22 protein-coding genes are annotated in these 21,625 nt (G+C 65.6%); 13 read left to right on the forward strand and 9 right to left on the reverse strand.

Translation table 11 applies throughout. The features are described from left to right. The first annotated feature begins 109 nt into the window (after window positions 1–109). Window positions 110–1,147 carry a phosphodiesterase gene (locus tag ACT3S2_RS11175; RefSeq protein WP_444561710.1) on the forward strand — a complete coding sequence of 346 codons (1,038 nt, stop codon included), beginning with the start codon at window positions 110–112 and terminating at the stop codon, window positions 1,145–1,147. On the opposite strand, the gene ACT3S2_RS11180 is transcribed toward ACT3S2_RS11175, so the two are convergent. Both ACT3S2_RS11180 and ACT3S2_RS11185 read right to left on the reverse strand, forming a co-directional pair. Beyond that, entirely contained in the window at window positions 1,080–2,738 is a 1,659-nt protein-coding gene (locus ACT3S2_RS11180) for a stealth family protein (protein WP_444561711.1), read from the reverse strand. The genes ACT3S2_RS11175 and ACT3S2_RS11180 overlap by 68 nt on opposite strands. Continuing rightward, a complete protein-coding gene (locus tag ACT3S2_RS11185; RefSeq protein ID WP_443384297.1) occupies window positions 2,735–3,178 on the reverse strand; it encodes a MarR family winged helix-turn-helix transcriptional regulator in 444 nt (147 codons plus the stop codon). The genes ACT3S2_RS11180 and ACT3S2_RS11185 overlap by 4 nt, the downstream gene beginning before the upstream one ends. An 88-nt stretch (window positions 3,179–3,266) precedes the next feature. Here ACT3S2_RS11185 and pyrE point away from each other — a divergent pair, with 88 nt between their 5' ends. Beyond that, window positions 3,267–3,827, forward strand: a complete 561-nt coding sequence (gene pyrE / locus ACT3S2_RS11190; RefSeq protein WP_443384296.1) for an orotate phosphoribosyltransferase — start codon at window positions 3,267–3,269, stop codon at window positions 3,825–3,827. Here pyrE and ACT3S2_RS11195 read toward each other — a convergent pair. From ACT3S2_RS11195 to ACT3S2_RS11205, 3 genes are all read right to left on the reverse strand, one after another. Beyond that, window positions 3,824–4,858 carry a mechanosensitive ion channel family protein gene (locus ACT3S2_RS11195; protein ID WP_444561712.1) on the reverse strand — a complete coding sequence of 345 codons (1,035 nt, stop codon included), beginning with the start codon at window positions 4,856–4,858 and terminating at the stop codon, window positions 3,824–3,826. The genes pyrE and ACT3S2_RS11195 overlap by 4 nt on opposite strands. 91 nt (window positions 4,859–4,949) lie before the next feature. Continuing rightward, window positions 4,950–5,741, reverse strand: a complete 792-nt coding sequence (locus ACT3S2_RS11200) for an HAD-IIA family hydrolase (RefSeq protein ID WP_443384293.1) — start codon at window positions 5,739–5,741, stop codon at window positions 4,950–4,952. A gap of 75 nt (window positions 5,742–5,816) precedes the next feature. Continuing rightward, the gene (locus ACT3S2_RS11205; RefSeq protein WP_443384294.1) at window positions 5,817–6,860 is read right to left on the reverse strand and encodes a magnesium and cobalt transport protein CorA; all 1,044 of its coding nucleotides are present in this window, start codon (window positions 6,858–6,860) and stop codon (window positions 5,817–5,819) included. Between the two features lie 176 nt (window positions 6,861–7,036). Here ACT3S2_RS11205 and ACT3S2_RS11210 point away from each other — a divergent pair, with 176 nt between their 5' ends. Further along, window positions 7,037–7,636 carry a TrmH family RNA methyltransferase gene (locus ACT3S2_RS11210; protein WP_443384295.1) on the forward strand — a complete coding sequence of 200 codons (600 nt, stop codon included), beginning with the start codon at window positions 7,037–7,039 and terminating at the stop codon, window positions 7,634–7,636. A 71-nt stretch (window positions 7,637–7,707) separates the two neighbouring features. Continuing rightward, window positions 7,708–8,862 carry a low temperature requirement protein A gene (locus ACT3S2_RS11215; protein WP_444561713.1) on the forward strand — a complete coding sequence of 385 codons (1,155 nt, stop codon included), beginning with the start codon at window positions 7,708–7,710 and terminating at the stop codon, window positions 8,860–8,862. Here ACT3S2_RS11215 and ACT3S2_RS11220 read toward each other — a convergent pair. Then, window positions 8,819–10,876 (reverse strand): PhoX family protein, encoded by a 2,058-nt coding sequence (locus ACT3S2_RS11220; protein ID WP_444561714.1) that lies wholly within the window; start codon window positions 10,874–10,876, stop codon window positions 8,819–8,821. The genes ACT3S2_RS11215 and ACT3S2_RS11220 overlap by 44 nt on opposite strands. A gap of 227 nt (window positions 10,877–11,103) precedes the next feature. On the opposite strand from ACT3S2_RS11220, the gene ACT3S2_RS11225 reads away from it, so the two are divergent. The 9 genes from ACT3S2_RS11225 to ACT3S2_RS11265 all read left to right on the forward strand — a co-directional run bounded on the left by ACT3S2_RS11225 (window position 11,104) and on the right by ACT3S2_RS11265 (window position 18,927). Beyond that, window positions 11,104–12,450: a lipase family protein gene (locus tag ACT3S2_RS11225; protein WP_444561715.1), complete on the forward strand. Its 1,347-nt coding sequence runs from the start codon at window positions 11,104–11,106 to the stop codon at window positions 12,448–12,450. Between the two features lie 93 nt (window positions 12,451–12,543). Further along, on the forward strand, window positions 12,544–13,566 hold the full coding sequence (fbaA, locus tag ACT3S2_RS11230) for a class II fructose-bisphosphate aldolase (protein WP_443381931.1): 1,023 nt from the start codon (window positions 12,544–12,546) through the stop codon (window positions 13,564–13,566). Window position 13,567: 1 nt separating this feature from the next. After that, window positions 13,568–13,993, forward strand: coding sequence for a DUF3151 domain-containing protein (locus ACT3S2_RS11235; RefSeq protein ID WP_444555368.1), 426 nt, complete (start codon window positions 13,568–13,570; stop codon window positions 13,991–13,993). Window positions 13,994–14,080: 87 nt separating this feature from the next. Beyond that, the gene (locus ACT3S2_RS11240) at window positions 14,081–14,470 is read left to right on the forward strand and encodes a DUF6507 family protein (RefSeq protein WP_443381935.1); all 390 of its coding nucleotides are present in this window, start codon (window positions 14,081–14,083) and stop codon (window positions 14,468–14,470) included. After that, complete coding sequence (locus ACT3S2_RS11245) at window positions 14,470–15,882, forward strand: hypothetical protein (RefSeq protein ID WP_443381937.1); 1,413 nt, start codon at window positions 14,470–14,472, stop codon at window positions 15,880–15,882. Before ACT3S2_RS11240 ends, ACT3S2_RS11245 begins: the two co-directional genes overlap by 1 nt. Window positions 15,883–15,907: 25 nt before the next feature. Continuing rightward, window positions 15,908–16,327, forward strand: a complete 420-nt coding sequence (locus tag ACT3S2_RS11250; protein WP_443381939.1) for a hypothetical protein — start codon at window positions 15,908–15,910, stop codon at window positions 16,325–16,327. Next, window positions 16,324–17,706 carry a hypothetical protein gene (locus tag ACT3S2_RS11255; RefSeq protein ID WP_444561716.1) on the forward strand — a complete coding sequence of 461 codons (1,383 nt, stop codon included), beginning with the start codon at window positions 16,324–16,326 and terminating at the stop codon, window positions 17,704–17,706. The genes ACT3S2_RS11250 and ACT3S2_RS11255 overlap by 4 nt, the downstream gene beginning before the upstream one ends. Window positions 17,707–17,769: 63 nt before the next feature. Then, window positions 17,770–18,396 (forward strand): thymidine kinase, encoded by a 627-nt coding sequence (locus tag ACT3S2_RS11260; protein WP_443381943.1) that lies wholly within the window; start codon window positions 17,770–17,772, stop codon window positions 18,394–18,396. A gap of 84 nt (window positions 18,397–18,480) precedes the next feature. After that, complete coding sequence (locus tag ACT3S2_RS11265; protein ID WP_443381945.1) at window positions 18,481–18,927, forward strand: SRPBCC family protein; 447 nt, start codon at window positions 18,481–18,483, stop codon at window positions 18,925–18,927. Window positions 18,928–18,959: 32 nt separating this feature from the next. Here ACT3S2_RS11265 and ACT3S2_RS11270 read toward each other — a convergent pair whose 3' ends face one another. The 3 genes from ACT3S2_RS11270 to ACT3S2_RS11280 all read right to left on the reverse strand — a co-directional run bounded on the left by ACT3S2_RS11270 (window position 18,960) and on the right by ACT3S2_RS11280 (window position 21,561). Beyond that, window positions 18,960–19,841, reverse strand: coding sequence for a hypothetical protein (locus ACT3S2_RS11270; protein WP_444561717.1), 882 nt, complete (start codon window positions 19,839–19,841; stop codon window positions 18,960–18,962). A 142-nt stretch (window positions 19,842–19,983) separates the two neighbouring features. Continuing rightward, window positions 19,984–20,811, reverse strand: a complete 828-nt coding sequence (locus ACT3S2_RS11275) for a hypothetical protein (protein ID WP_444561718.1) — start codon at window positions 20,809–20,811, stop codon at window positions 19,984–19,986. A 147-nt stretch (window positions 20,812–20,958) separates the two neighbouring features. Further along, window positions 20,959–21,561, reverse strand: coding sequence for a TetR family transcriptional regulator (locus ACT3S2_RS11280; protein ID WP_443381951.1), 603 nt, complete (start codon window positions 21,559–21,561; stop codon window positions 20,959–20,961). Between the last annotated feature and the right edge of the window lie 64 nt (window positions 21,562–21,625).

Consider the following 21,625-nt stretch of genomic DNA (forward strand, 5'->3'; position numbering starts at 1 on the left):
CCTAGCCTGCCCCCGTTGTGCTATCACCGTGGCGTTTCGTCGCCGAACCGGCCCCGGATGGGGAATAGTGGGTGCGGTAAGGCGTACCACCTGCGTGAGGAAAGCGGCCATGGAACCCATCCGCCCGGAGCACCCCGCTCCGGACCGAGTGCTCATCCATTTGAGTGACACCCATGTTCGAGGCGGGGGCCATTTGTTGGCCGATACGCTGGACAGCATCGGACGGCTGCGTTCGCTCGTGGACCGGCTGGAGGCCTCCGGGGTGCGTCCCGACGCCCTCGTGGTCACCGGAGACCTGGCGGACAAGGGGGAACCCGACGCCTACGCCACCCTGCGCTCGATCCTGGAACCGGCGGCCGAACGGTTGGGGACCAGGATCCTCTGGGCCGCAGGCAACCATGACGACCGGTCGAACCTGCGTACCGAACTGCTCGGCGAGCCGGCAGACACCACCCCGCTGGACCACGTCTTCTGGCTGGGCGGGCTACGCCTGATCACCCTGGACACCACGGTTCCCGGCTCCCACCATGGCCACCTCGAGGACGCCCAGTTGCGGTGGCTCGAAGCCGAATTGGCCACCCCGGCCCCCGACGGGACCATCCTGTCCATGCATCATCCACCGATCGCCAGTGTCCAACCGCTGGCCATCCTGGTGGAACTGCGGGGCCAGGCGCGGCTGGCCGAGGTGCTGACCGGCAGCGATGTGCGCGCCATTCTGGCCGGGCACCTGCACTACTCGACGTTCGGGACCTTCGCCGGAATCCCTGTATCGGTGGCCTCGGCGAGCTGTTACACCCAGGATCTGGCAGCACGAGCCGATCCGGTGCGGGGGATCCACACCACCCGCGGACGCGACGAGGCCCAAGGCTACAACCTGGTGCACGTGCTCCCCGAGACCGTGGTGCATTCGGTGGTCCCGGTGGCCAGCGGTGTCAGTGTTGGAGATGTCGTGGAACCGGAGGCGGTGGCCGCGATCCTGCGTGAACACGGCATCGACCCCGATACCGTGGGCCGGAGCCCCCACTCCATCGGCACCCCGGCCACCGGGCATGATGGCGGTGCCGCGGCGGCGCAGGATGCTACCGGTCGGTCCGGGCCACCTCCCACGGGGCGGCCAGCGGGAAGTAGGCCTGCAGGAAGTCGGTGACCACTTCCTGGCGTTCCCGGGCGGGGACCTCGGGGAAGGACCCGTCATTGAGGCAGAAGAAGTCCTGGTTGCGTTTCTTCAACAGCTTGCGCAGTGCGTCCAGGCCCGAATACATGGTGGTGTCCACGTACTTCACCTTCGCCTTCTCCTTGGTCACGGCACGGCCGGTCAGCAACGCGTAGTAGTGGTAGAGCGAATTGGTGACCGAGATGTTGTCCTTGGCGCGGAACCTGCTGGCCGCCGTCGCCGCGAACTCCTCGGAGAAGACCTCTTCGAGCTCCTTGAGCACGCTGCGTCGCAAGGGAGCCGCGGTGTGCTCGAGGTGGCGGGTGGTGATGCGCCCGAACCGGTCGTTGAGCAGCCGCCGGTTCACCCGGGCCGAATTCTCGAAGCCCGAACGGTCCAGATGGTTATCGCCCAACCCGATCCGGGTTCCGGCCTCGATGAACTTGGTGATCCCGCCGGGGGAGAAGAACGTATCCGGGCCCAGCGGGCGCCCCACGAACATGTCGTCGTTGGAGTACAGGAAGTGTTCGGAGAGCCCGTCGATGTGCTGCAGCTGCGACTCCACGGCCTGGGAGTTGAAGGTGGGCAGCACCGTGGGGTCGCGGAAGTGGTCGGGGGCCCGCACCACGGAGATGCGTGGATGGTCGGCATCCAACCAGGCAGGGATGGGTGAATCGGTGGCGATGTAGATGTGCCTGACCCAGGGCGCGAACATGTAGACGCTGCGCAGGGCATACTTCAGCTCGTCGATCTGCCGGTAGCGGGCCTCGGAATCATCCCCCTCGCCGACCACGACGCCGTCCATGAAGGAGGCGCGATAGCGCTGGTGCTCGGGGTCGTTGCCGTCGACCCAGGAGAAGACCATATCGATGGGGAAGGAGATGTCCGCTGCGTGATCGGCGAACATGTTCTCGATGGTCGGCCATTCCCTGCCGTAGCGGTGGACGGTCCCGCGGACCGCTTCGTCCGCCGGCAGGGTGGCCCGGGTCAGCGAATTCTCCATGGGCAGATCCAGCAGCCCCGAGTCCTTCCACTGCCATAATTCGATCTGCACCCCGGTGGAGGCCCCGAAGGCCAGACCGCCGGCCGGTTCGATCCGGGGACGGTAGAGCCGATACATCCGTGCCTTCGGTTTCCGGGCCAACGCGCCATCGGCCACCAGCAGGGACTTGCCCTTGCGGGTGTCGACGGCCAAAGAGTAGAACGGTTCGTCCTGACAGGCAGCCACGAGGGCGGCGCGCATGGCCTTGCGCTCATCCCAGGAGACGGCGATGACCGGGCGGGCGTCGTTGCCGCGCACCAGCAGGTAGGCCACCGAGGCGGCGTCGAGGGCATCGCGGATGAACAGCAGGTCGGTCACCATCGCCTCATGCGGAGTGATCGTCGAATTCACCAGGGCGTAACGACCGTCCGAACGCAGGACGTCGGTGCGTTCCATGAACCGGGCGATCGCCGCCGCCGAGGTGACTTCGCGGACCGGGGAGGCCGCGTCGTCGTCCTCCGGGGTCCCGTGGAAGACCTCATCGGGATGCGGGGCCGTCCGGGTGGCCTCGAGCGGATCGGTGGTGGGGTCGACTGGGTTCATGCGCGGTCCGCCTCGGACCAGCCCAGGTTGGTGGCCATGCGTTGCAGGGTCGCGATCGTCGTTTCGTACTGCTCCTGAGTGACTCCGTCGCTGGAACGCTCCCGCATGCCCTCGACCAGTTCGGTGAGCCGTTCCAGGCTGATGTTGCCGCGGTCGGTCAGCGCGTAGGAATCCCCGTCCTGGGAGACCCATCCGGATTCCAGAAGTTCGGCCAGATGCTCTGCCGGGGAGGCCGGCTCGCCTTCGGGGGAGACCTCGTCGAAGAACGGGGCCAGTGCGGACATGAGTTCTGCGGAGGTATGGGGTTTGGACCCCAGGAGGTTCAGGAGCTGCCATTGCCGGCGCGTGACGCCGTGCTCCTCCAGGGAGGTGGCGAACTGCTCGGAAATGAGCGAGTCCACCAGCTTGAGCCAGTATCCGATCGGTCGTTGAGCGTTCATGGTTTCACCCTAGCCCGGGACGGACCGGCTGTCGCGTCATCGATGCGGACGTGACCTGCACGGTCCAACGGGACCTAGAATGAAGTCCATGACCTCGAACACCCCCGCCCGCGCCCGCCTGCTCGAACTCGTCACCGAACTCGCCGTGGTCCGCGGCAAGGTCACTCTCTCCTCCGGCAAGGAGGCCGACTACTACATCGACCTGCGCCGGATCACCCTGCACCACGAGGCGGCACCATTGGTCGGGGAGGTCATGCTCGATCTGCTCGATGATGCGGGGATCGACTTCACCAACGCCGGTGGCCTCACCATGGGGGCCGACCCCGTCGGCACCGCCGTGATGCACGCCGCCGGGCGGGCCGGCCGCGCGGTGGATGCCTTCGTGGTCCGCAAGGCGCAGAAGTCCTACGGGATGGGCCGCCAGGTCGAAGGCCCCGAGGTCTCGGGGCGCAACGTCGTGGTCTTGGAGGACACCTCCACCACCGGCGGCTCGGCGCTCACCGCCGTCGAAGGCGTCCGGGCGGCCGGGGGCCACGTCGTGGCCGTCGCGGTGATCGTGGACCGTGACACCGGCTCGAAGGAACGCATCGAGTCCGAGGCCGGGGTTCCCTACTTCTTCGCCTACGGCAAGGAGGAGCTCGGCCTCTAGTCCGGGTGGGCCTCCGGCTCGCCGGTCGGGTTGGCGGGGTCCGTCTCGGGGGTGGGGCCGGTCCCGGCATGCGCGGTGGTGAAGCCCTCGGGGTTCGCCGCACGGATGATGGTCTGCTGGACCAGCGGGATCCGCACCCCTGCCGCATCGAGGTCGGCCTTGAGCTGGGCCCGCATCGCCCGGGCCACCGCCCACTGCTGCAACGGACGGGTACGGAAGACCAGCCGGATGGTGATGGACTCCCCGCTCAGGTCCTGGACCCCCCAGATCTCGGGGTCGTCCAGGATCTCACGGGACCACTTCGGGTCGGACTGGAGCCGTTGGGCCGAGGCGAGGATCAGGTCGTTGACCTCGGGCATCTTCGAGTCGTAGGGGACCGGGACGTCCAGGACCGCGCGGGCCCAGCCCTGGGAGAAGTTGCCCACCCGCAGGATCTCGCCGTTGCGGACGTGCCAGAGGCTGCCATCGACGTCACGGACCTGGGTGATGCGCAAACCCACGGCCTCGACCTCGCCGGAGGCCTCGCCGAGATCCACGTAGTCGCCGATGCCGAACTGGTCCTCGGCGACCAGGAAGATTCCCGAGAGGTAGTCCTTGACCAGGGCCTGGGCGCCGAAGCCCAACGCGACACCGACTACGCCGGCACTGGCCAGGATCGGGGCCATGTTGATGCCCAGCTGGGAGAGCACGGTCAGCAGGACGACCGCGGTGATGATGATCGTGGTGACAGAGCGCAGGACCGACCCGACGGTCTGGGCCCGCTGGGTCCGCCGGGCCACCGCGATCGGGGACTCCTGCACCAGCCAGCGCCGCCCGCTCTTCTCGGACTTCCGGTGCTCCTTGGACAGGGCGGCGGCCTCACCGGCGGCGATGTGTTCGGTGGTTCGGCGGATGAGACGGCGGATGATGAAGTTCAGCGCCACGCCGATGACGATGACGATCGCGATCTTCAGCGGGCGGTCCAGCCAGAAGGACCAGTCCAGCAGCGGTGAGGTGTCGGCGGGGGAATCAAGGGAAAACGACAGGGGCATATGTCGAAACTAGGGGCTTGCGGCGGGGCGGGGCAAGCCGGGGAGGGTCGGAGGTGAGCAGATCAACAGGGCCGGCCGGCCGCCCGGTGCCCTAGAGCCGGGGGAGGAGTTCGGCGACCGAGGGGAAAACAGTGTCTGGCCGGAAGGGGAAGCGTTCGATGTCCTCGGGCTGGGTGATGCCCGAGTGGACCAGCACCGTATACAGTCCGGCCTCCATCCCGGCGACGATATCGGTGTCCATCCGGTCCCCGATCATCGCGGTGGTCTCCGAGTGGGCCTGGATCCGGTTCAGTGCCGAACGGAACATCATCGGGTTCGGCTTGCCGACCACGTAGGGCTGCCGGTCCGTCGCCTGGCTGATCAGTGCCGCGACGGCCCCGGTGGCGGGCATGACGCCTTCGGGGGAGGGGCCGGTGGCATCGGGGTTGGTCGTGATGAACCGCGCGCCCTGGGCGATCAGCCGGATCGCCCGGGTGATGGCCTCGAAGGAATAGGTGCGGGTTTCCCCCAACACCACGAAATCGGGATTTCGGTCCGTGAGGATGAAACCGGCGTCGTGCAATGCGGTGGTCAGTCCGGCCTCGCCGATGACGAAGGCCTTTCCCCCCGGTGACTGGCGGCGCAGGAACTCCGCGGTGGCCATGGCCGAGGTCCAGATGTTCTCCTCGGGGATCACCAGTCCGGCGGCATCCAACCGGGCGCAGAGATCGCGCGGGGTGTAGATGGAGTTGTTGGTCAGTACGAGGAAGCGTTTGGAGGTCGATACCCAGCGTTCGATCAGCTCCGCCGCGCCGGGAATGGCCTTGTTCTCATGGACCAGGACGCCGTCCATGTCGGTCAGCCAGCATTCGATATCGGCGGGTGTGCGGTCGTCGGTGCTCATTCTCAGCCTCTTCTGCCTCGTGGTGGTTCCGGGGTCAACGCTATCCCGTCGGACGAACGGGGGCCGTACCCGGAATTACAGCCACCTGTTGTGTTTGAACACCACGTACAGGCCGACGCTCAGCCCCACCATCAGCCCCAGGGCCGCCGGATAGGCCCAGGTGAAGGCAAGTTCGGGCATGTGGGTGAAGTTCATCCCGTAGATGCTGCCGATCAGGCTGGGGGCGAACAGGATGGCCGCCCAGGAGGAGATCTTCTTCATCTGTTCGTTCTGCGCGACCCCTGCCTGGGCGGCCTGCTGCGAGACGAGGGTCGCCGACAAGGACAGGGCATTGGTCAGCAGGGCCCTGAACGAGGCGATGCGCTCGGAGACGCGGATGGCGTGATCCTGGACGTCGGCGAACCGGTGGTCCAGTTCGAGCAGCTGCTCGTCCCGGGCGACGGACGGTGCCGGTCGGCCGCCGGGCCCCACCGGCTGCCCGCCGGCCAGGTCCCGGCGCAGGATGGACAGGATCCGTTCCAAGGGGACGGTCGCCCGCTGCAGTTCGATGACTTCGCCGGAGAGTTCGTAGATCCGGCGGGACACGTCGGGGGTGCCCGAGAAGAGTTGGTCGTCGATTTCGTCGATGTCGTTGGAGAGGCCGTCGACGACCGGCTCGTATTCGTCCACGACCTGGTCGAGCACCGCGTAGAGCACCGCCCGTGGACCCATGGCCAGCAGTTCGGGCTCCTCTTCCATCCGGTGGCGGACCCGGGCCAGGTCGGGGGATTCGGCGTGGCGGACCGTCACCACGAAGTCCTCCCCGATGTAGACGTGCAGCTCCCCGAATTCGACCTTCTCGCTGGCATCGAGATAGCGGGCCGGTCGCAGCACCAGCAGCGAGTGGTCCCCGTAATGATCCAGTTTTGCCCGCTGGTGGCCCTTCAAGGTGTCCTCGAGGGCCAACGGGTGCAGTTCGAGCTCATCGGCCACGGATCGCAGCTCGTCCTCGGTGGGACGGTAGAGGCCCAGCCAGGCCATGCCGGAATGCTCGCGCAGCCGCGCCATGGTGTGCCCCAATTGCGACGGATCGTGCACCCGACGCCCGTTGACGTAGATCCCGTTATCGATAATGGCCATGACCACCTCCTGCGGATATTCTGCCATCTGCCCCGACGACCGTCGTGCCCTGCGGTGCGCGGCTGACGCATTAGGCTGGGACGGTGGACCACTCATCGCACGAACCTGCCTCCCCACCACCCCCGGACGCGGTTCCGGCCGCCGACCCCGGAGCCGCGGAACGACCGGAAGTCGGGGTGGGCCCCTGGGAAGGGGAATGGCCCGTCGGAGCGCATTGGGATCCTGAACTGCTGCGGGAGGGGGACCGCCGCAATGTCGGGGACCGGTACCGGTATTGGCTGCACGAGGCCATCGTCGCGGATCTGGACACCCGCCGCCACGACTTCCATATCGCCATCGAGAACTGGCAGCATGACATGAACATCGGCACCGTGGTGCGCACCGCCAACGCCTTCCTGGCCAAGGAAGTGCACATCATTGGACGACGCCGGTGGAACCGGCGCGGGGCCATGGTCACCGACCGCTACCAGCATGTGCGCCACCACCCCAGCGTCGAGGACTTCGTCCAGTGGGCCCAGGGCGAGGGCCTGGCCATCATCGGGGTCGACATCTTCCCGGACTCGGAGCAGCTGGAGACCTATGACCTGCCCCGTGATTGCGTGCTGGTGTTCGGGCAGGAAGGCCCCGGCCTCAGCGACGAGGTCCATGCGGTGGCCGATGCCACGCTGAGCATCGAGCAGTTCGGTTCCACCCGCTCCATCAATGCCGCCTCGGCGGCCGGGATCGCCATGCACGCCTGGATCCGGCGCCACGTCTTCGGACAATTGCCGGCCTAGAGGTATCGCTGCGCCGCTTCCGGTGGGATTCTTGACCTGAGAGAGGTCGTGCCCCACCAGGGAGGTGGACGATGTCCGTACCGGCCGGGACCGCTCCAGAGACGGGGAATGTCTCGACCCTGGAACTTTTCTTCGATCTGGTCTTCGTCTTCACCGTCACCCAGGTGACGCAGGTGATCGACCTGCACCCTGACCCGGCAGGAATCGCCCAGGCGATCCTGATCCTGGCGATCCTGTTTTGGATGTATGGCGGATTCGCCTGGTTGACCAACGCGATGGGGACCGAGGGCACCCTGCAACGGCTGATCGTCCTGGCCGGAATGGCCGCGTTGTTCGTCTGTTCACAGGCGATACCCCAGGCCTTTGGCGAGGCGGGCATCGTGTTGGGGATTGGTTTCCTGTTGCTGACCCTGGTGCATCTGGCGGGGTTCTTGTGGTTGCAGGGCCCGCGGGAGGACGTCTCCATCAGACTCGTGGCGCCGGTCAATCTCACCGGCGCATTGATGGTCCTCGCCGCAGGATGGGTGACCGGGGCGGGGGACTGGATCCTGTTCGGCGGTGCGGCGCTCCTGTTCGCCTCCTCCCATCTGCGACCCTCCGGCCACCGTCTGGCGGTCCGACCCGGGAATTTCGCCGAACGGCATGGGCTGATGATCATCATCGTGCTGGGGGAGTCGATTATCTCCGTCGCACTCGCGGCCCAGACACAGGCCCTCGATATCCTGCTCATCACCGGGGGGCTGCTCGGGGTGGCCGCCATCGCGGCCATGTGGTGGGCCTACTTCGTCGGTGATGACGACCTCGCGGCAAAGCACTTCGCCGCGGCGTCCGGGCCGCGGCAGTCGTGGATGGCCCGGATCGGCTATGACATCTCGCATCTGCTGATGATCATCGGAATCATCGGTGTCGCGGCCGGCATCAGACTTGATCTGGGTCAGCTGTCGTCCCCGGCCCCCGTGGTGTCGGCGTGGCTCGTCGGCGGCGGGGTGGCGGTGTACCTGGGCGCGACGGGGCTTTTCCGTTGGGCGTTGCAGATCGGGCCCGCCCGGGTGCGGTTGATTGCGGCGGCCGGATGCCTGGGCACCGTCCCCGTGGGGGTGGGCCTGGGGACGGCGCAGCAGCTCGGCGCGGTCGCGGCGATCACCGTGGTGGCCATCGCCGCGGGGCGCCGCCGTCGCAGCACTACGGCCGGTACACCTGGACGACCGAGGGGCGTGGTGCCCTGACCTCACCGGGGCCCGGGCGGGCCTCCGAAGGGACGTAGTCCGGGAAACGCGAGCGCAGGTCCGTGAAGGAACCGTCCTCGCCCGGGTGCTGGACCGCCACGAAGACCATCGACTCCTCGTCGTGGATGACCGGCCCGCAGGTTTCTCCATCGCGGGGGACCGAGAGGAACTGTTCGACCTTCCCGCGGTCCCTGCCCTCCACGGTGACCTTGAACAGGCCGTCGTTGTAGCCGATGCCGCTGGGGGCGCCGTCGGTGGAGATCCAGAGGTTTCCGTGGGAATCGAAGGCCACGTTGTCCGGGCAGGAGATCGGACTGACCTTCTCGGCGGGGAAGCCGCTGAAGTAGGTCGCATCCCCCTGCGCCGGATCGCCACACAGCATCAGCAGGTCCCAGGTGAACCGGTCCCCGGTGTGCCCGCCCCGGTGTTCGGTGATCTCCACGATATGCCCGTCCCGGTTTTCGGTGCGCGGGTTGACCTCATCGGCCTTCTGCTGGCCTGAGGTGCCGCGCTGGGAGTTGTTGGTGCAGGCGACGTAGATCTTGCCGCTCTTCAGGCTCGGTTCCACATCTTCACACCGGTCCATCTTGGTGGGCCCGACCTTGTCGGCGGCCAGCCGGGTGTGGACCAGGACCTGCTCCATACTCATGCCCGAAACGTGGCTCGTACCGTCCTTGACCAGCGGCAGCCAACGACCTGTCCCGTCGAATCCGCCATCGGAGGGGACGTCCCCGGAGCCGTCGATCTCGTCGTCGGACGTGCCGGTGAAGCGGGCCACGTAGAGGTCGCCCTCGGTCAGCAAGGTCATGTTGTGGCGGCGGTTGTTCTTGCGGTATTTGCGTTTGGACACGAACTTATAGAGGTAGTCGAAGCGTTCGTCGTCCCCCATATAGGCCACGACGTGCCCGTTGTCGGCAACGATGACGTTGGCGCCCTCGTGTTTGAACCGGCCCATGCTGGTATGTTTGCGCGGCGTCGAATCGGGGTCCTCGGGGTCGATCTCCACGATGTATCCAAAACGGTTCGGCTCGTTGGCGAAGCGTTCGGCGCGGGCGTCGAAACGTGGGTCTTCCTGCTCCCAACCCATGGAGGTGGCCTTGTTCTCGAGCCCGTACCGCTTGTCCTCGGCCGAGGTCCCGTTCGTGCGGAAGAAGCCATTGAAGTTCTCCTCCCCGGACAGGATGGTGCCCCACGGGGTGGTCCCGCCCGAGCAGTTGCCTAGCGTGCCTTCGACGAAGCGGCCGCGCTGATCGCGCCGGGTCTTCACCAGTTCCGAACCGGCGACCGGTCCGGTCAGCTCGAATTCGGTGTCCAGGGTGATCCTGCGGTTGCGTCGCCCGCCCCGGATGTATTCCCAGGGCGTCCCCTTCGTCCTGCGTTCCAGTTCCACCACGCTCAGGCCCACCGCCTGACGGAAGATGTTGCGGCGGCGGCGCTCCTCGGCCGTGGTGCCCGGGGCCGCCGGGAACATGATTCCCGGATTGACGTATTCGTGGTTGCACACCAGGACGGCCTTCTTGCCGTTCTTCGAGCGGAGGATGTCGGTGTAGTCGTTGTTGTAGCCGAACTGCTGGGCCTGTGCCTTGGGGCTCTGATCATCGAAGTCGAAGTCCGGTGTGTGGCGGAACAGGGGATCTCCCCAGCGGATGATCGGCGTCCATTCGAAGCCTTCGGGGACATCGAACACGTCGATGGCGGCGTCGACCGGTTTGATGGGGGTGAAGTCCAGTCGTCCGTGCCGGGCCGGGCGGCCGGTGGGCACCGGCCCGGCAACGGCCGTATCGGCCCCGCCGAAGGCCACGACGGCTGCGCTGAGGGCTCCGGCGGCCCCGAGTCCCAACGCCGAGCGACGCGTCATTTGGGCCGAGACGATATCGCGGAAATAGTCGTTCGAGGAGGTGTTGCAGACGGCCTTGGAGCAGGCGTTGTCGCATTTCAGGGCGCAGGTGACCGGGCTGCGCTTGCCGCGCGTGTGGCCGAGCATGGGCAGGAGGGTCCGGTTGCCGGGAGTCATCGTGAACCTTTCGGAGCGGGAGCTGGAATCGCCTTCACCGTGTCAGCGCCGGATGAACCGGCGGCGACGGGAAGTTGAAATCCGGGAGGACACGGGTCTTCCATTCCGACAACCGGCGCTCTAGGGTGTGAACTGAGTCACTAGTTACTCATCAGTAATGTACGGATCAGGTCATTGCTTTGTCATTTTGCGTACCGATCCATGGCCATCCGTCACAAGGAGCGAATATGTCCCCTGTCCGAAAGCCCCCCGTGTCCCAGTCAAGTCGACTCCGCGTGCTCTTCTCCTGTGTTGCCGCCTCGTCCCTGTTGTTCGCAGGGCTCGGCCCGGCAGCCGCGGCGACGTCCGCTCCCTCGGACCCGGCCTCCATCGAGAAGACCGACGCCGCCGATCCCGGAGACGTGCAGCGTCAGGAGAAGCTGGAGCAGCTTTCGAACAGCGTGGACCCGGATTTCTACACCCCACCGGCGACCCTGCCGGAAGCCGACGGAGCGGTGGTGCGCAGCGAACCTGCCGACTTCTTCCTGGACCCGGTCAAGCTCATCCGCCCGAACGCGACCGTGACGCGGATGATGTACAAATCCACCGACAGCCACGGGGATGCCATGGCGGTGACCGGGACCGTGCTGGTGCCGAAGAAGAAGTGGGCCGGCTCCGGTGAGCGTCCGGTGATCGGTTACGCCGTGGGCACCCAGGGCTTGGCCGATAAGTGTGCGCCGTCCCGCCAGATGGGGGTGGGGCAGGAATACGAGGGGCCGATGATGGCTGCGTTGCTGGAATCCGGCTACGCCCTGGCCATCACCGACTACGAGGGGCTGGGAACCCCCGGATCCCACACCTTCATGGCACGGGCCTCGCAAGGCCATGCACTACTCGACGGGGTGCGTGCGGCCCAGGGGTTGGGCGTGGATGGTCTTGATGCAGGGAACCCTGTGGCCTTGGTGGGCTACTCCCAAGGTGGAGGTGCCAGTGCGGCGGCAGCAGAGCTGGCCCCCGAATACGCGCCGGACATGAAGCTCCGGGGTGCCTTCGCCGGCGCCGTCCCCGCCGATCTGAGCGAGGTGGCCGACAGCTTGGATTCCGGCCTCTACACGGCCTTCCTGCTGTTCGCGATCGATGGAGTGGGCACCTCCAACGGCTTGGCGCCCGCGTCGTACCTGAACGCCGAGGGCATGAAGGAAATGAACGCTGCCCGGAGCGAATGCACGATCGAAGCCATTGGAAGCCATGCCTTCGTCGATACGGCGAAATTGACCAAGAGTGGCAAGAAGCTCAGTGATGTGGCGGACGAACCCCGCTTCAAGGCCGCGCTGAAGGAACAAGAAATCGGGGTGGGCCGCAAGCCGGAGGTCCCGGTCTTGCTGTCCCACAGTTTGCTCGATGACGTCATTCCCTATGCCACGGGACGGGACCTAGCGAAGCGTTGGTGCGCCCAGGGGGTCAACGTCTCCTGGGATGCGACGGCCGGCCCGGCACATATCGGTGGCTATATTGCCGCCGTGCCGCGTGCCCTGCACTTCCTGAAGAGCCGATTCGACGGAAAACGCCAGCTGTCCAGCTGCTGGCGTCTCTGAGCCCGTCACACGCTGGTGTGGCTTTGATCGCATGTCGGTAGGATGGACCTAGCCAACGATGTCTACTCCCAGCCCAACTCATAAGGAGTCAGCATGCCCCTTGCAACCCCGGACAAATACAACGCCATGATCGACGCGGCGAAAGCCGGTTCCTACGCTTTCCCCGCCGTCAACGTGACGTCCTCGCAGACGCTGAATGCCGCCATCCGCGGATTCGCTGAAGCCGAGTCCGACGGGATCATCCAGGTCTCGACCGGTGGCGCCGCCTACTGGTCGGGATCCTCGATCAAGGACATGGTGGTGGGCTCCCTGGGCTTCGCCGCCTTCGCCAAGGAAGTGGCCAAAAGCTACGGCGTGAACATCGCCCTGCACACGGACCACTGCCCGGCAGACAAGCTCGACGGATTCGTGCTGCCGCTGCTGGCCGCTTCCGAGGCGGAGGTCAAGGCCGGCCGTGACCCGATCTTCAACTCGCATATGTGGGACGGCTCGGCCGAAACACTGGAGGAGAACCTCCGCATCGCCAAGGAACTACTGCCGCGCTCCGCCGCTGCCAAGCAGATCCTCGAGGTCGAGATCGGCACCGTCGGTGGTGAAGAGGACGGCGTGGAGAACGCGATCAACGAAAAGCTCTACACCACGGTCGAGGACGCGCTGGCCACCGTCGAGGCGCTGGGTACCGGCGAACACGGCCGTTACATCACCGCGCTGACCTTCGGCAACGTCCACGGGGTCTACAAGCCCGGTGGAGTGAAGCTGCGTCCGGAGATCCTCAAGGACATCCAGGCCGAGATCGGCACCAAGCTCGGCCAGGACAAGCCCTTCGACCTGGTCTTCCACGGTGGTTCGGGATCCTCCGAGCAGGAGATCTCCGACGCGGTCTCCTATGGCGTCATCAAGATGAACATCGACACCGATACCCAGTACGCCTTCACCCGCCCGGTCGCCGGGCACATGCTCTCCAACTACGACGGCGTCCTGAAGATCGACGGCGAAGTCGGAAACAAGAAGGTCTACGACCCCCGCGTGTGGGGTGCGGCCGCGGAGACCTCCATGGCCGAACGCATCGTTGAGGCGGCCCGCCAGCTCGGTTCCGCCGGAAAGAGCCTGAAATAATATGAGCGAAGCACTCGGACGCAACCTCCTGGCCATCCCGGAGACCCGCCTGGCCCCGGACGAGGACGTCAACGCGCGTCTCGAAGCCGGCGACGAAGCCGTGGACCTGGCGGCCAGGTTCCCCGCGTCATCATTGCCATGGGCGATGCTCGCCGACGAGGCCTACGACGACGGCCGCACCGTCGAGTCCTATGCCTACGCGCGGGTGGGCTACCACCGAGGACTCGACGCGCTGCGCCAGGCCGGTTGGCGTGGTCAGGGTCCCGTGCCGTACTCGCACGAACCCAACCGCGGCTTCCTGCGCTCGCTGTATGCCCTCCAGCGGGCCGCGGCAGCGATCGGCGAAGCCGAGGAAGTCGACCGGATCGGAACGTTCCTCAACGACTCCGACCCGACCGCGGCAGAGCGTATCTCCGCCGGTAAGTAACACCTGGTGGCGCTCGGCGCGCCCGCAGAGTAAAGCCGCGATGGGGAGTTCTCCCCATCGCGGCTTCATTCTGCCTGTCATAGGCTGATGGACAGTGGAAATGACTACATGAACGGGGAGGCCGAGTCAGTGGCAGGAGATGGGTGGAAAGTCAGCGTCGTGACGGCGAACTCCATTGTGGACAAGGCCCAGGGAGAGGTGGACGACTTCGAAGGCCAGGAAACGAAGCTGAACACGGCATTCAACGAAGCGGCGACGGCCTGTGACCACTTGGAAATCGGGGAGGCACTCGATGGGCTCCTCGGAGAATTTCTAGGCAAGCTGCTGGAATCCGGCAAGAACGCGGGATATTCCATCTGCGGAAACACCAAGGCATCGATCGGGGCCTACGCCGATGCCCACTGGGAGATGGCTGCGGACGCGGAGGCCGAGATCTACTCGATCCCGGCTCCCCCGAAGACCAAGGCCAGTGCCTGATGAGCGTTGTCATTTCCCCGCTTCCTGACAGGCTTCCCGATACCGCTGCGATCGATTCCAAGGCCAAGGCCGTGCGCAAGGTCGGAACGGACTGCGGGGATATCCGTGACGATGTCCAAAGCCACTGGTCTGGTTTGGGAGCGGTCTTCGAATCCCCGCATCAAGACAAGGTCTACGCGGCGGTGACAACGGTGTTGTCCCCACCAATCGATGCCGTGGGCACCGTCACCGACGACACCGCCAAGGCGCTGGAGGACTTCTCGTCCAGGATCGCTGGTCTCAAAGCACGATATGACGCAGTCGTATCGCGTGCGGCGAGTCACAACGAGATGAGGGAAGAGGCCCGCCCTGACGATTATTTCGACACCACTGGTGATATTCAGCTGGAAGTCAATGCCGTTGCCGAGCTATATGACGATGCGGTCTCGACCTGCGCTTCCAAGATCGCCGAGCTCAACCCGCTATTCGGGGATGGCCTCAAGAATGCGAACAAGGCAGCCGGGTACGGAGGGGATGCTGTAACCGCGCTCACAGTGCTCGGCCTCACTGCTTCGTCCTTCGAGTACAGGGACGGAAAGCTGTTCTTTGTCTACAACTCAGACAGGAATGAGCATAAGAAGGGGTTCCAGCCGAAGCGGTACGGCATTACGGAGAAGAGGCTGCAGAAACTCGGAGTTCCGAAGTCTTACGCGGAGCGCATCGCCGACGGAGGCGGTAGGAAAAACCCGAGCTACGTCCCCAAGCATGCCCGTCTCGCCGGGAATCACTACATCCCGAAACATGCAGCCAACCCGATGGCCCTCGCCGTCGGCGGAGGGCCACTGGCTGCGAAGTACCCATGGAACGTGAAGCCCATCAGGGACGGGGCGCATGTGCGGGTGACCAAGCAATTGACTCGAGGCCCCGGACGCCATGAACGTAACCCCAACACGCGCACCGGGCCCGTCAAGCTGCCCAAGGCGCTGGAAAAGGTCAATAAGTTCACCCAGGGCCCCGGAGGGAAGCTACTTACCGTAGCCGGCGCCGGAATGACCTTTGTCGGGGCCTACGGCGAAGGCTATAACGATAGTGTGCTTCGCAACCCGGAGATGACCCACGCTGAGCATCAAAAGGAAGCTCGAAAAGATGCTGCGGTCGTCACTGCCGCAGAAGAAACCGGGGCAATCGTTGGTACTGCGGTCGGACGTGGCGTCGGGGCGGCAGTGGGCCAGGCGCTCATCCCCATTCCAGGGGTGGGTGCAGCCGTCGGAGGTTTCGTCGGTGGACTGGCCGGTGGCTGGGTCGGCGGCCAAGTAGGCAATGCCATAGGATCGACGATCAACGACCTCCGCCACGGTGACATTGGATCCATCGGCGAAGCAGCGAAGGAAACCGGGAAAAAGATCCTCAAATCACTCAACCCATTCGGCTAGCTTAGGGAGCGATACGGTTCACAGCATGGAAGATTTTCTACTTTCCGTTTTGATTTTCGGCCTTCCCGGGCTGGCATTGCTCACGGCCTGGGGGTTGGCTTGGAGCGGACGGTGGCGGACCTGGGCGGTTAAGCAGCCCGGTCCCTTCATCTTTACGCAGAGAAACTACGATCCGATGTATCTGGGCGTGGGCGGGGTGGCGGTGCTGTGCATCTGGCCGGCGGTCTTCGCCAGTTTGGCTCGTGCGGAGTACGCCGAAACCTTGTGGACGGTGCTCCTGGTGATTTTCGTCCCCATCGTGTTCGGGATGCGCTGGTGGTGGCCGGCCGCCGTGACGCCGCGTTGGCATAAGGAGTGGGTCGCTCGCGGCGGCACGGAAGAAACGCCTCTCTGGGGGCCGGGAGAGCAGGTGCCCGCGAGGGCAGCAAGAAAAGGATGGGCATGACGCAGGCACACACCACGGATCGGTATGAGGGATACCAAGGCATCCTGGCCTTCGAGCTCCCGGCCCCATGGACCGGCCAGCAGCTACGTCCCGAAGTAGAGCTCTTCGGCAGCATGCCGGCGGTGCAGGGCGAATTCACGCCCAACGTCGTCGTGACAGTGAACCCGTACTCGGGCACGGTGCAGGACTTCGGACGGCTGGCCGTCTCCGGGATCGTCGCCGATCTGACGGAGGGTCGGATCGTGGATGTCTCCGAATGGGACTTCCGCCCGGGGGCTTCCACCGAAGAGGCGCTGGGTCATTCCGGCCGGATCATCGAATACACGCATCGTGCACCGGTGGGGCACACGGTCAGCGGTGTCGACTACCTCGTCATCCACCAGGGATGGGCCATCCAGATCAGCACCACCACAGCCCTGCAGACCCGGCACCTTTTCGCGGAGGAATTCGAGGCGATCGCCCGGTCGGTATCGGTGCTGCAGCCAGCAGCCGACACCGAAGAAAAACCGGCCGGGGAGGAATCATCGAGTGGATCCCCGGAAGCATCCGTGGATGAAGTCGCCAGTCGTGCCCGGGGTGAGGTGCTGGAAGACTATTCGTTCTACCAGGCAGCCGGGTCGTGGATCGGCGAAGGCACCTGGCTGACCGGTGCCGCCATCGCGCGCATGGGGGAGTTGGAGGACTCGGTGCTGGGACGCTTGGGCCTAGGAGCCAAGGATCCGGTACTGGCCGAATTGCAGGAACTCGGAGTCCTGGAAGGCGGCCGACTCAGCGAGATCGGCGACGTGATGGCCGCGATGCTGAACGGGGCGACGACCCGGATGCGGCTGACCGGCAGGTTCCTGGACGGGGAAACGATGCTGCAGGCCTTCGTCGTGGGGGATCTGGCCCTGGTGGCCGCCGAGCAGGGGTACGGCCCCCGGGTACTGAACCAGTCCTGGCACCCCGACGACGAGACGATGTTCAACGTCCAGCTCATCCCGTTGAGCGAACTGTCCTCCTGCGCGTCGCGCTGGGTCGGGGCAGGACCTGCATGGAATGTCCACGTCGAGCCCTTGTTGTTGCAGAACGGGCAGCTGGACGAACGTTTCGCCGGCGAAACGCCGCTGCCCAGCGGGGCGAACGAGGCCATGGAACAGGTCTGGAACCACCCGTGGTTCATCTGGGAAATCCAAGCGGAAGGCGATACGACATCCATCGATCCGATCACCTACGTCAATGTGGGTCCCCGAGGGAACTACCGCATCGGCCTGATCGAGCACCCGGAGACCGGAAGGGATCATCCGGGGTTGTGGGCGACGGACAGCTCCTACATCCTCTGGCAGTTGGAGGATGTGTTGCAGGCCGTGGTCTTCGGTCGCGACGTCCAACTGGGCTGATGCCTCCCCGGTGGCCACCCAACGCATAGACTCGGTGCGCACGCCGCAACGAAAAGGAACCCATTGGCCAAGCTTTATTTCCGCTACGGAGCCATGAACTCCGGCAAGTCCACGGGGTTGCTGCAGGTGGCCTTCAACTACGAGGAGCGTGGACAACGCGTTCTGTTGGCCAAGCCGGATGTCGACACCAAAGGCGATGACCAGATCGTCTCCCGGCTCGGCGTCAGCCGTACCGTCGACTTCCTCATCCCGCCCGGGGAATCCGCCGTCGACCTGTTCAACGCCCACGCCTCGGGAGACGATCCGGATGCCCTGCTGGAACACGTGGACCAGCAGCCGGTGGCCTGCCTGCTCATCGATGAGGCCCAGTTCCTCTCCGCCGATCAGGTCGACGACCTCTTCCGCATCGCCGTGCGGCAGAACGTCCCGGTCCTGGCCTTCGGCATCCGCACCGACTTCAAGACCCGGATGTTCCCCGGATCGCTGCGGCTCATGGAACTGGCGCACACCCTCGAAGAGCTCAAAACGATCTGCCGGTGCGGGCGCAAGGCCATCTTCAACACCCGAAGGATCGGTGACACGGTGGTCTTCGACGGCGACCAGGTCGCCATTGACGGGCAGGACGTCTGGTACGAATCGCTGTGCGGGTCCTGCTACCTCGAAGCCTCGGAAGGCCGGCTGGGGAACTGATCCGGCCCGCGCTCCGGACATCAGGGCGATGACCGCTTGCAGCGAAGTCTTCACTTCCGCCGCCACGCAGGGCATGCTGCAGTCATGGGCACCGCAGCGAAGGATGACGAGACCACCGCCTACCAGGCCAGCGAACACATCAGCCTGCCCGTCCAACGCGTCTGGGCCCTGCTGACCGACTTCACCGCGGCACCACTGTGGCTCACCGGGGTGACGGAGATGCATGCGGATGCCCCGCTGGGCCCCGGCGTGGAGCTGGAGGTCCGGATGGGGGACAACGTGCGGACCTACAGCCTGGCCGTTTTCACCCCGGAGCGGGAGCTGGTGATCTCCACCGGTGACGGTGATGTGCACACCATCTACGGTTATCAGCTGTCCCCGGACGCCGGTGGCACGCTGCTGACACTCACGGTGCAGGTGGTGATCAGCCCCCGCGTGCCGGGAGACGGTTGGGATATCCGCCGGGCCGTGGCGGATGCCGAATCAAGCCAGCTTCCTGCCTTCAAGGGGTATGCCGAACTCGCCCCCTGAGGTTCGTGGTCCCCGGGGCGGGATCGGCGGGGCTACTGGCCCGTGTTGTCCTTGAAGTTCTTCTCGTAGATCTCGTCCATCTGTGGAACCCAGTCGGATTCGGTCTCCGATAGGTGGGTGGCCATCTCGACGGCGAGATCCGGTTCGGTGAGGACCGTGGGATCCGTGAAGCGGTCCTCTTCGCCCTCCGCGGCATGGATGAGGACGGCGGAGGTCGTCGCCCCGTCCGCGGAGCAGTGCCAGGCGGCCTGCAGGTCAACGGCCGCGATGCTAGGACCTGGAATCTTGCTTTCCTTCACGCCGTGCTTATTGACCGTGGAGACGCCGTTCTCGTCCGTCTCGACGGTGTCGGCGCACTGGCCGTGCTTCAGATACCCGGACTCGTTCAGGGTCTTGAACTCCTCGTCGTTGGCGAGGTAATACCTGCGGATCTGGACCTCCGCGGCGGCCTGGAGCAGGTCCTCATCGTCGGGGTCGGTGGCGGTGAAGCCGCAACCGACATGCGTGTACAGACCACTCATGGATAGCCCGCCGATTTCCGGAATTGCAGTGGCCACGGCGTCGAGGGTCTTCTGGTCCAACAGACCATCCACGCAGGGAGCGGGGTCCACCGAGTTGCGCTTCGCCGCTTGCTTCGAAGCTGCCTTCCGGGCCTGGTCCTTCCAAGCCTCGTCGGCGGCTCCCTCGGTGATCATCCCGGTGTCCTGGCTCGCAGATTCCTGGGCTTGGGCACTTTCGGAGGTGCCACCGGGGCTCGAGGACGCGCTGGGATCCCCGGCGCCGTCGGCATTGCTGCAGGCCGTCAGGGACAGGAATCCCACGGCCGTGACGGCCATCAGCCGCGGAAGGACGGTGGTGCGTTTCCGTCCCGGTACTACTGCGGTGGGGCGGCTGGACTCCGATGTGCTGAACATGCTGTTCCTTTCGACTGCTGGGACCGAACCCGAAAAAACAAGTTGCTTCATCGAAACTACGGAATTCGGAACGACGGGCCAATGGGTCCTGCGCCTTCGTTATGCCTTCGACGCTTCGGGGCCACGCCGTCGAAGGGGAGGGCTACTGGCCCATGGCGTCCTTGAAGTTCTTCTCGTAGATCTCGTCCATTTGTGGAGCCCAGTCGGATTCGGTCTCGGATAGGTGGGTGGCCATCTCGAGGGCCAGCTCCGGTTCGGTGAGGACCGTGGGATCCGAGAAGCCGTCCTGTTCGTCGTCCGCGGCATGGATGAGGACGGCGGAGCTCGTCGCCCCGTCCTCGGAACACTGCCAGGCGGCCTGCAGCTCCACGGCGGCGGAGGCCCCGGGGATGTTGCTTTCCTTCACGCCGTGCTTATTGACGGTGGCGACACCGTTTTCGTCCGTTTCGACGTCGTCCGCGCACTGGCCGTGCTTGAGGAAACCGGACTCGTCCAGCGTCTTGTACTCCTCGTCGTTGCCGGGGTAGTACCTGCGGACCTGGACCATGGCCGACGCCTGGTGGGCGTCCGCGTCCAGATTGGTGGCGGTGAAAGTGCAGCCGGCGTGGGTGTAGAGGCCGCTGAGGTACATCCCCCCGACTTCCGGCAGGGCGGTGGCCACGGCATCCAGGGCCTTCTGGTCCAGCAGCTCGTCGACACAGCGGGTGGCGTCGATCTCGCTGCCTTCCGCGCCCGCCGAGCGGGCCTGTTCCTTCCAGGCTTCGTCGGCGGCTCCTTCGGTGATCACCCCCGGGTCCTGGATTGCTGAGGCCGGTGCCTCGGAACTGTCCGAAGCACCGCCGGGGCTCGACGAGGCGCTGGCCTCCCCGGCGCCGTTGGCATTGCTGCAGGCCGTCAGGGACAGGAGTCCGACGGCGGCAACGGCCAGCAAACGGGGGCCGGCCGAGGTGCGCGACGGGCCGGAAGCCACTGCGGCGCCGGAGCGGTGACGGCTGGTCTGCGAAATATTGAACTTGCTGTTCCCCTTCGGAAGTACTGAGACCGAACCCGGAAGACCGGGTTCCTCCATCGAAGGTACGGAACCGGCAGTGGGCCCACAATGCACCCGGCGGCTTCGTTATGCGTTCGACGCTTCGCGGACCGGGAGGGCTCCGTCGAGGATGACGCCCAAACCCCAGGCGAAGGCGTCGGCCCCCAATTGCGGGCCGCCGGGGATCGAGGGGTCGGTGGCCGCGAGGGCCGCGAGTTTGGCGTGTTCCTGACCGGCCGCGACGGAACCCAGGATGTGGTTGAGGATCAGATGCTGCGCCCAGGCCGAATGGGCCGGATCGATGCCGGAGGTCTCGAGCAGATCACGCAGCCCGGTCAGCGGGAGCAGGGCCGCCGGCTGCATGGATTGCGCCAGTTGCACCACTTCGGCGCTGTCGGGCACCGGCAGCAGGGCGGAGCGGATGGCCGTGGCCACCTCGATGATCGCCGCGCGGGATTCGGCCGGTCCGCCGGGGGAGGAGGTGGCGGCCAGGGGCGGGAGCGTGATTCCGCCCAGCAGGCGGGCTGCGACGTCGACGAGCAGGTCCTGTTTATTCTTCACGTGCCAGTACAAGGCGCCGACCTGGACCTCGAGCTCGCGGGCGAGGCGACGCATCGACAGATCGGCCAGACCGAACTCGGTGAGGATGCCGACGGCGGAGCCCACCACCTGATCCCGAGTCAACGCCATGCCCGTAGTCTACGGTGCCCGGGGAGTGGCTGAACGCCGTTCAATTTATTGTACGCTGGATCGA

The sequence above is a fragment of the Arthrobacter sp. AOP36-A1-22 genome (assembly GCF_052377615.1).
In the GTDB taxonomy this organism is placed as follows: domain Bacteria; phylum Actinomycetota; class Actinomycetes; order Actinomycetales; family Micrococcaceae; genus Arthrobacter_H.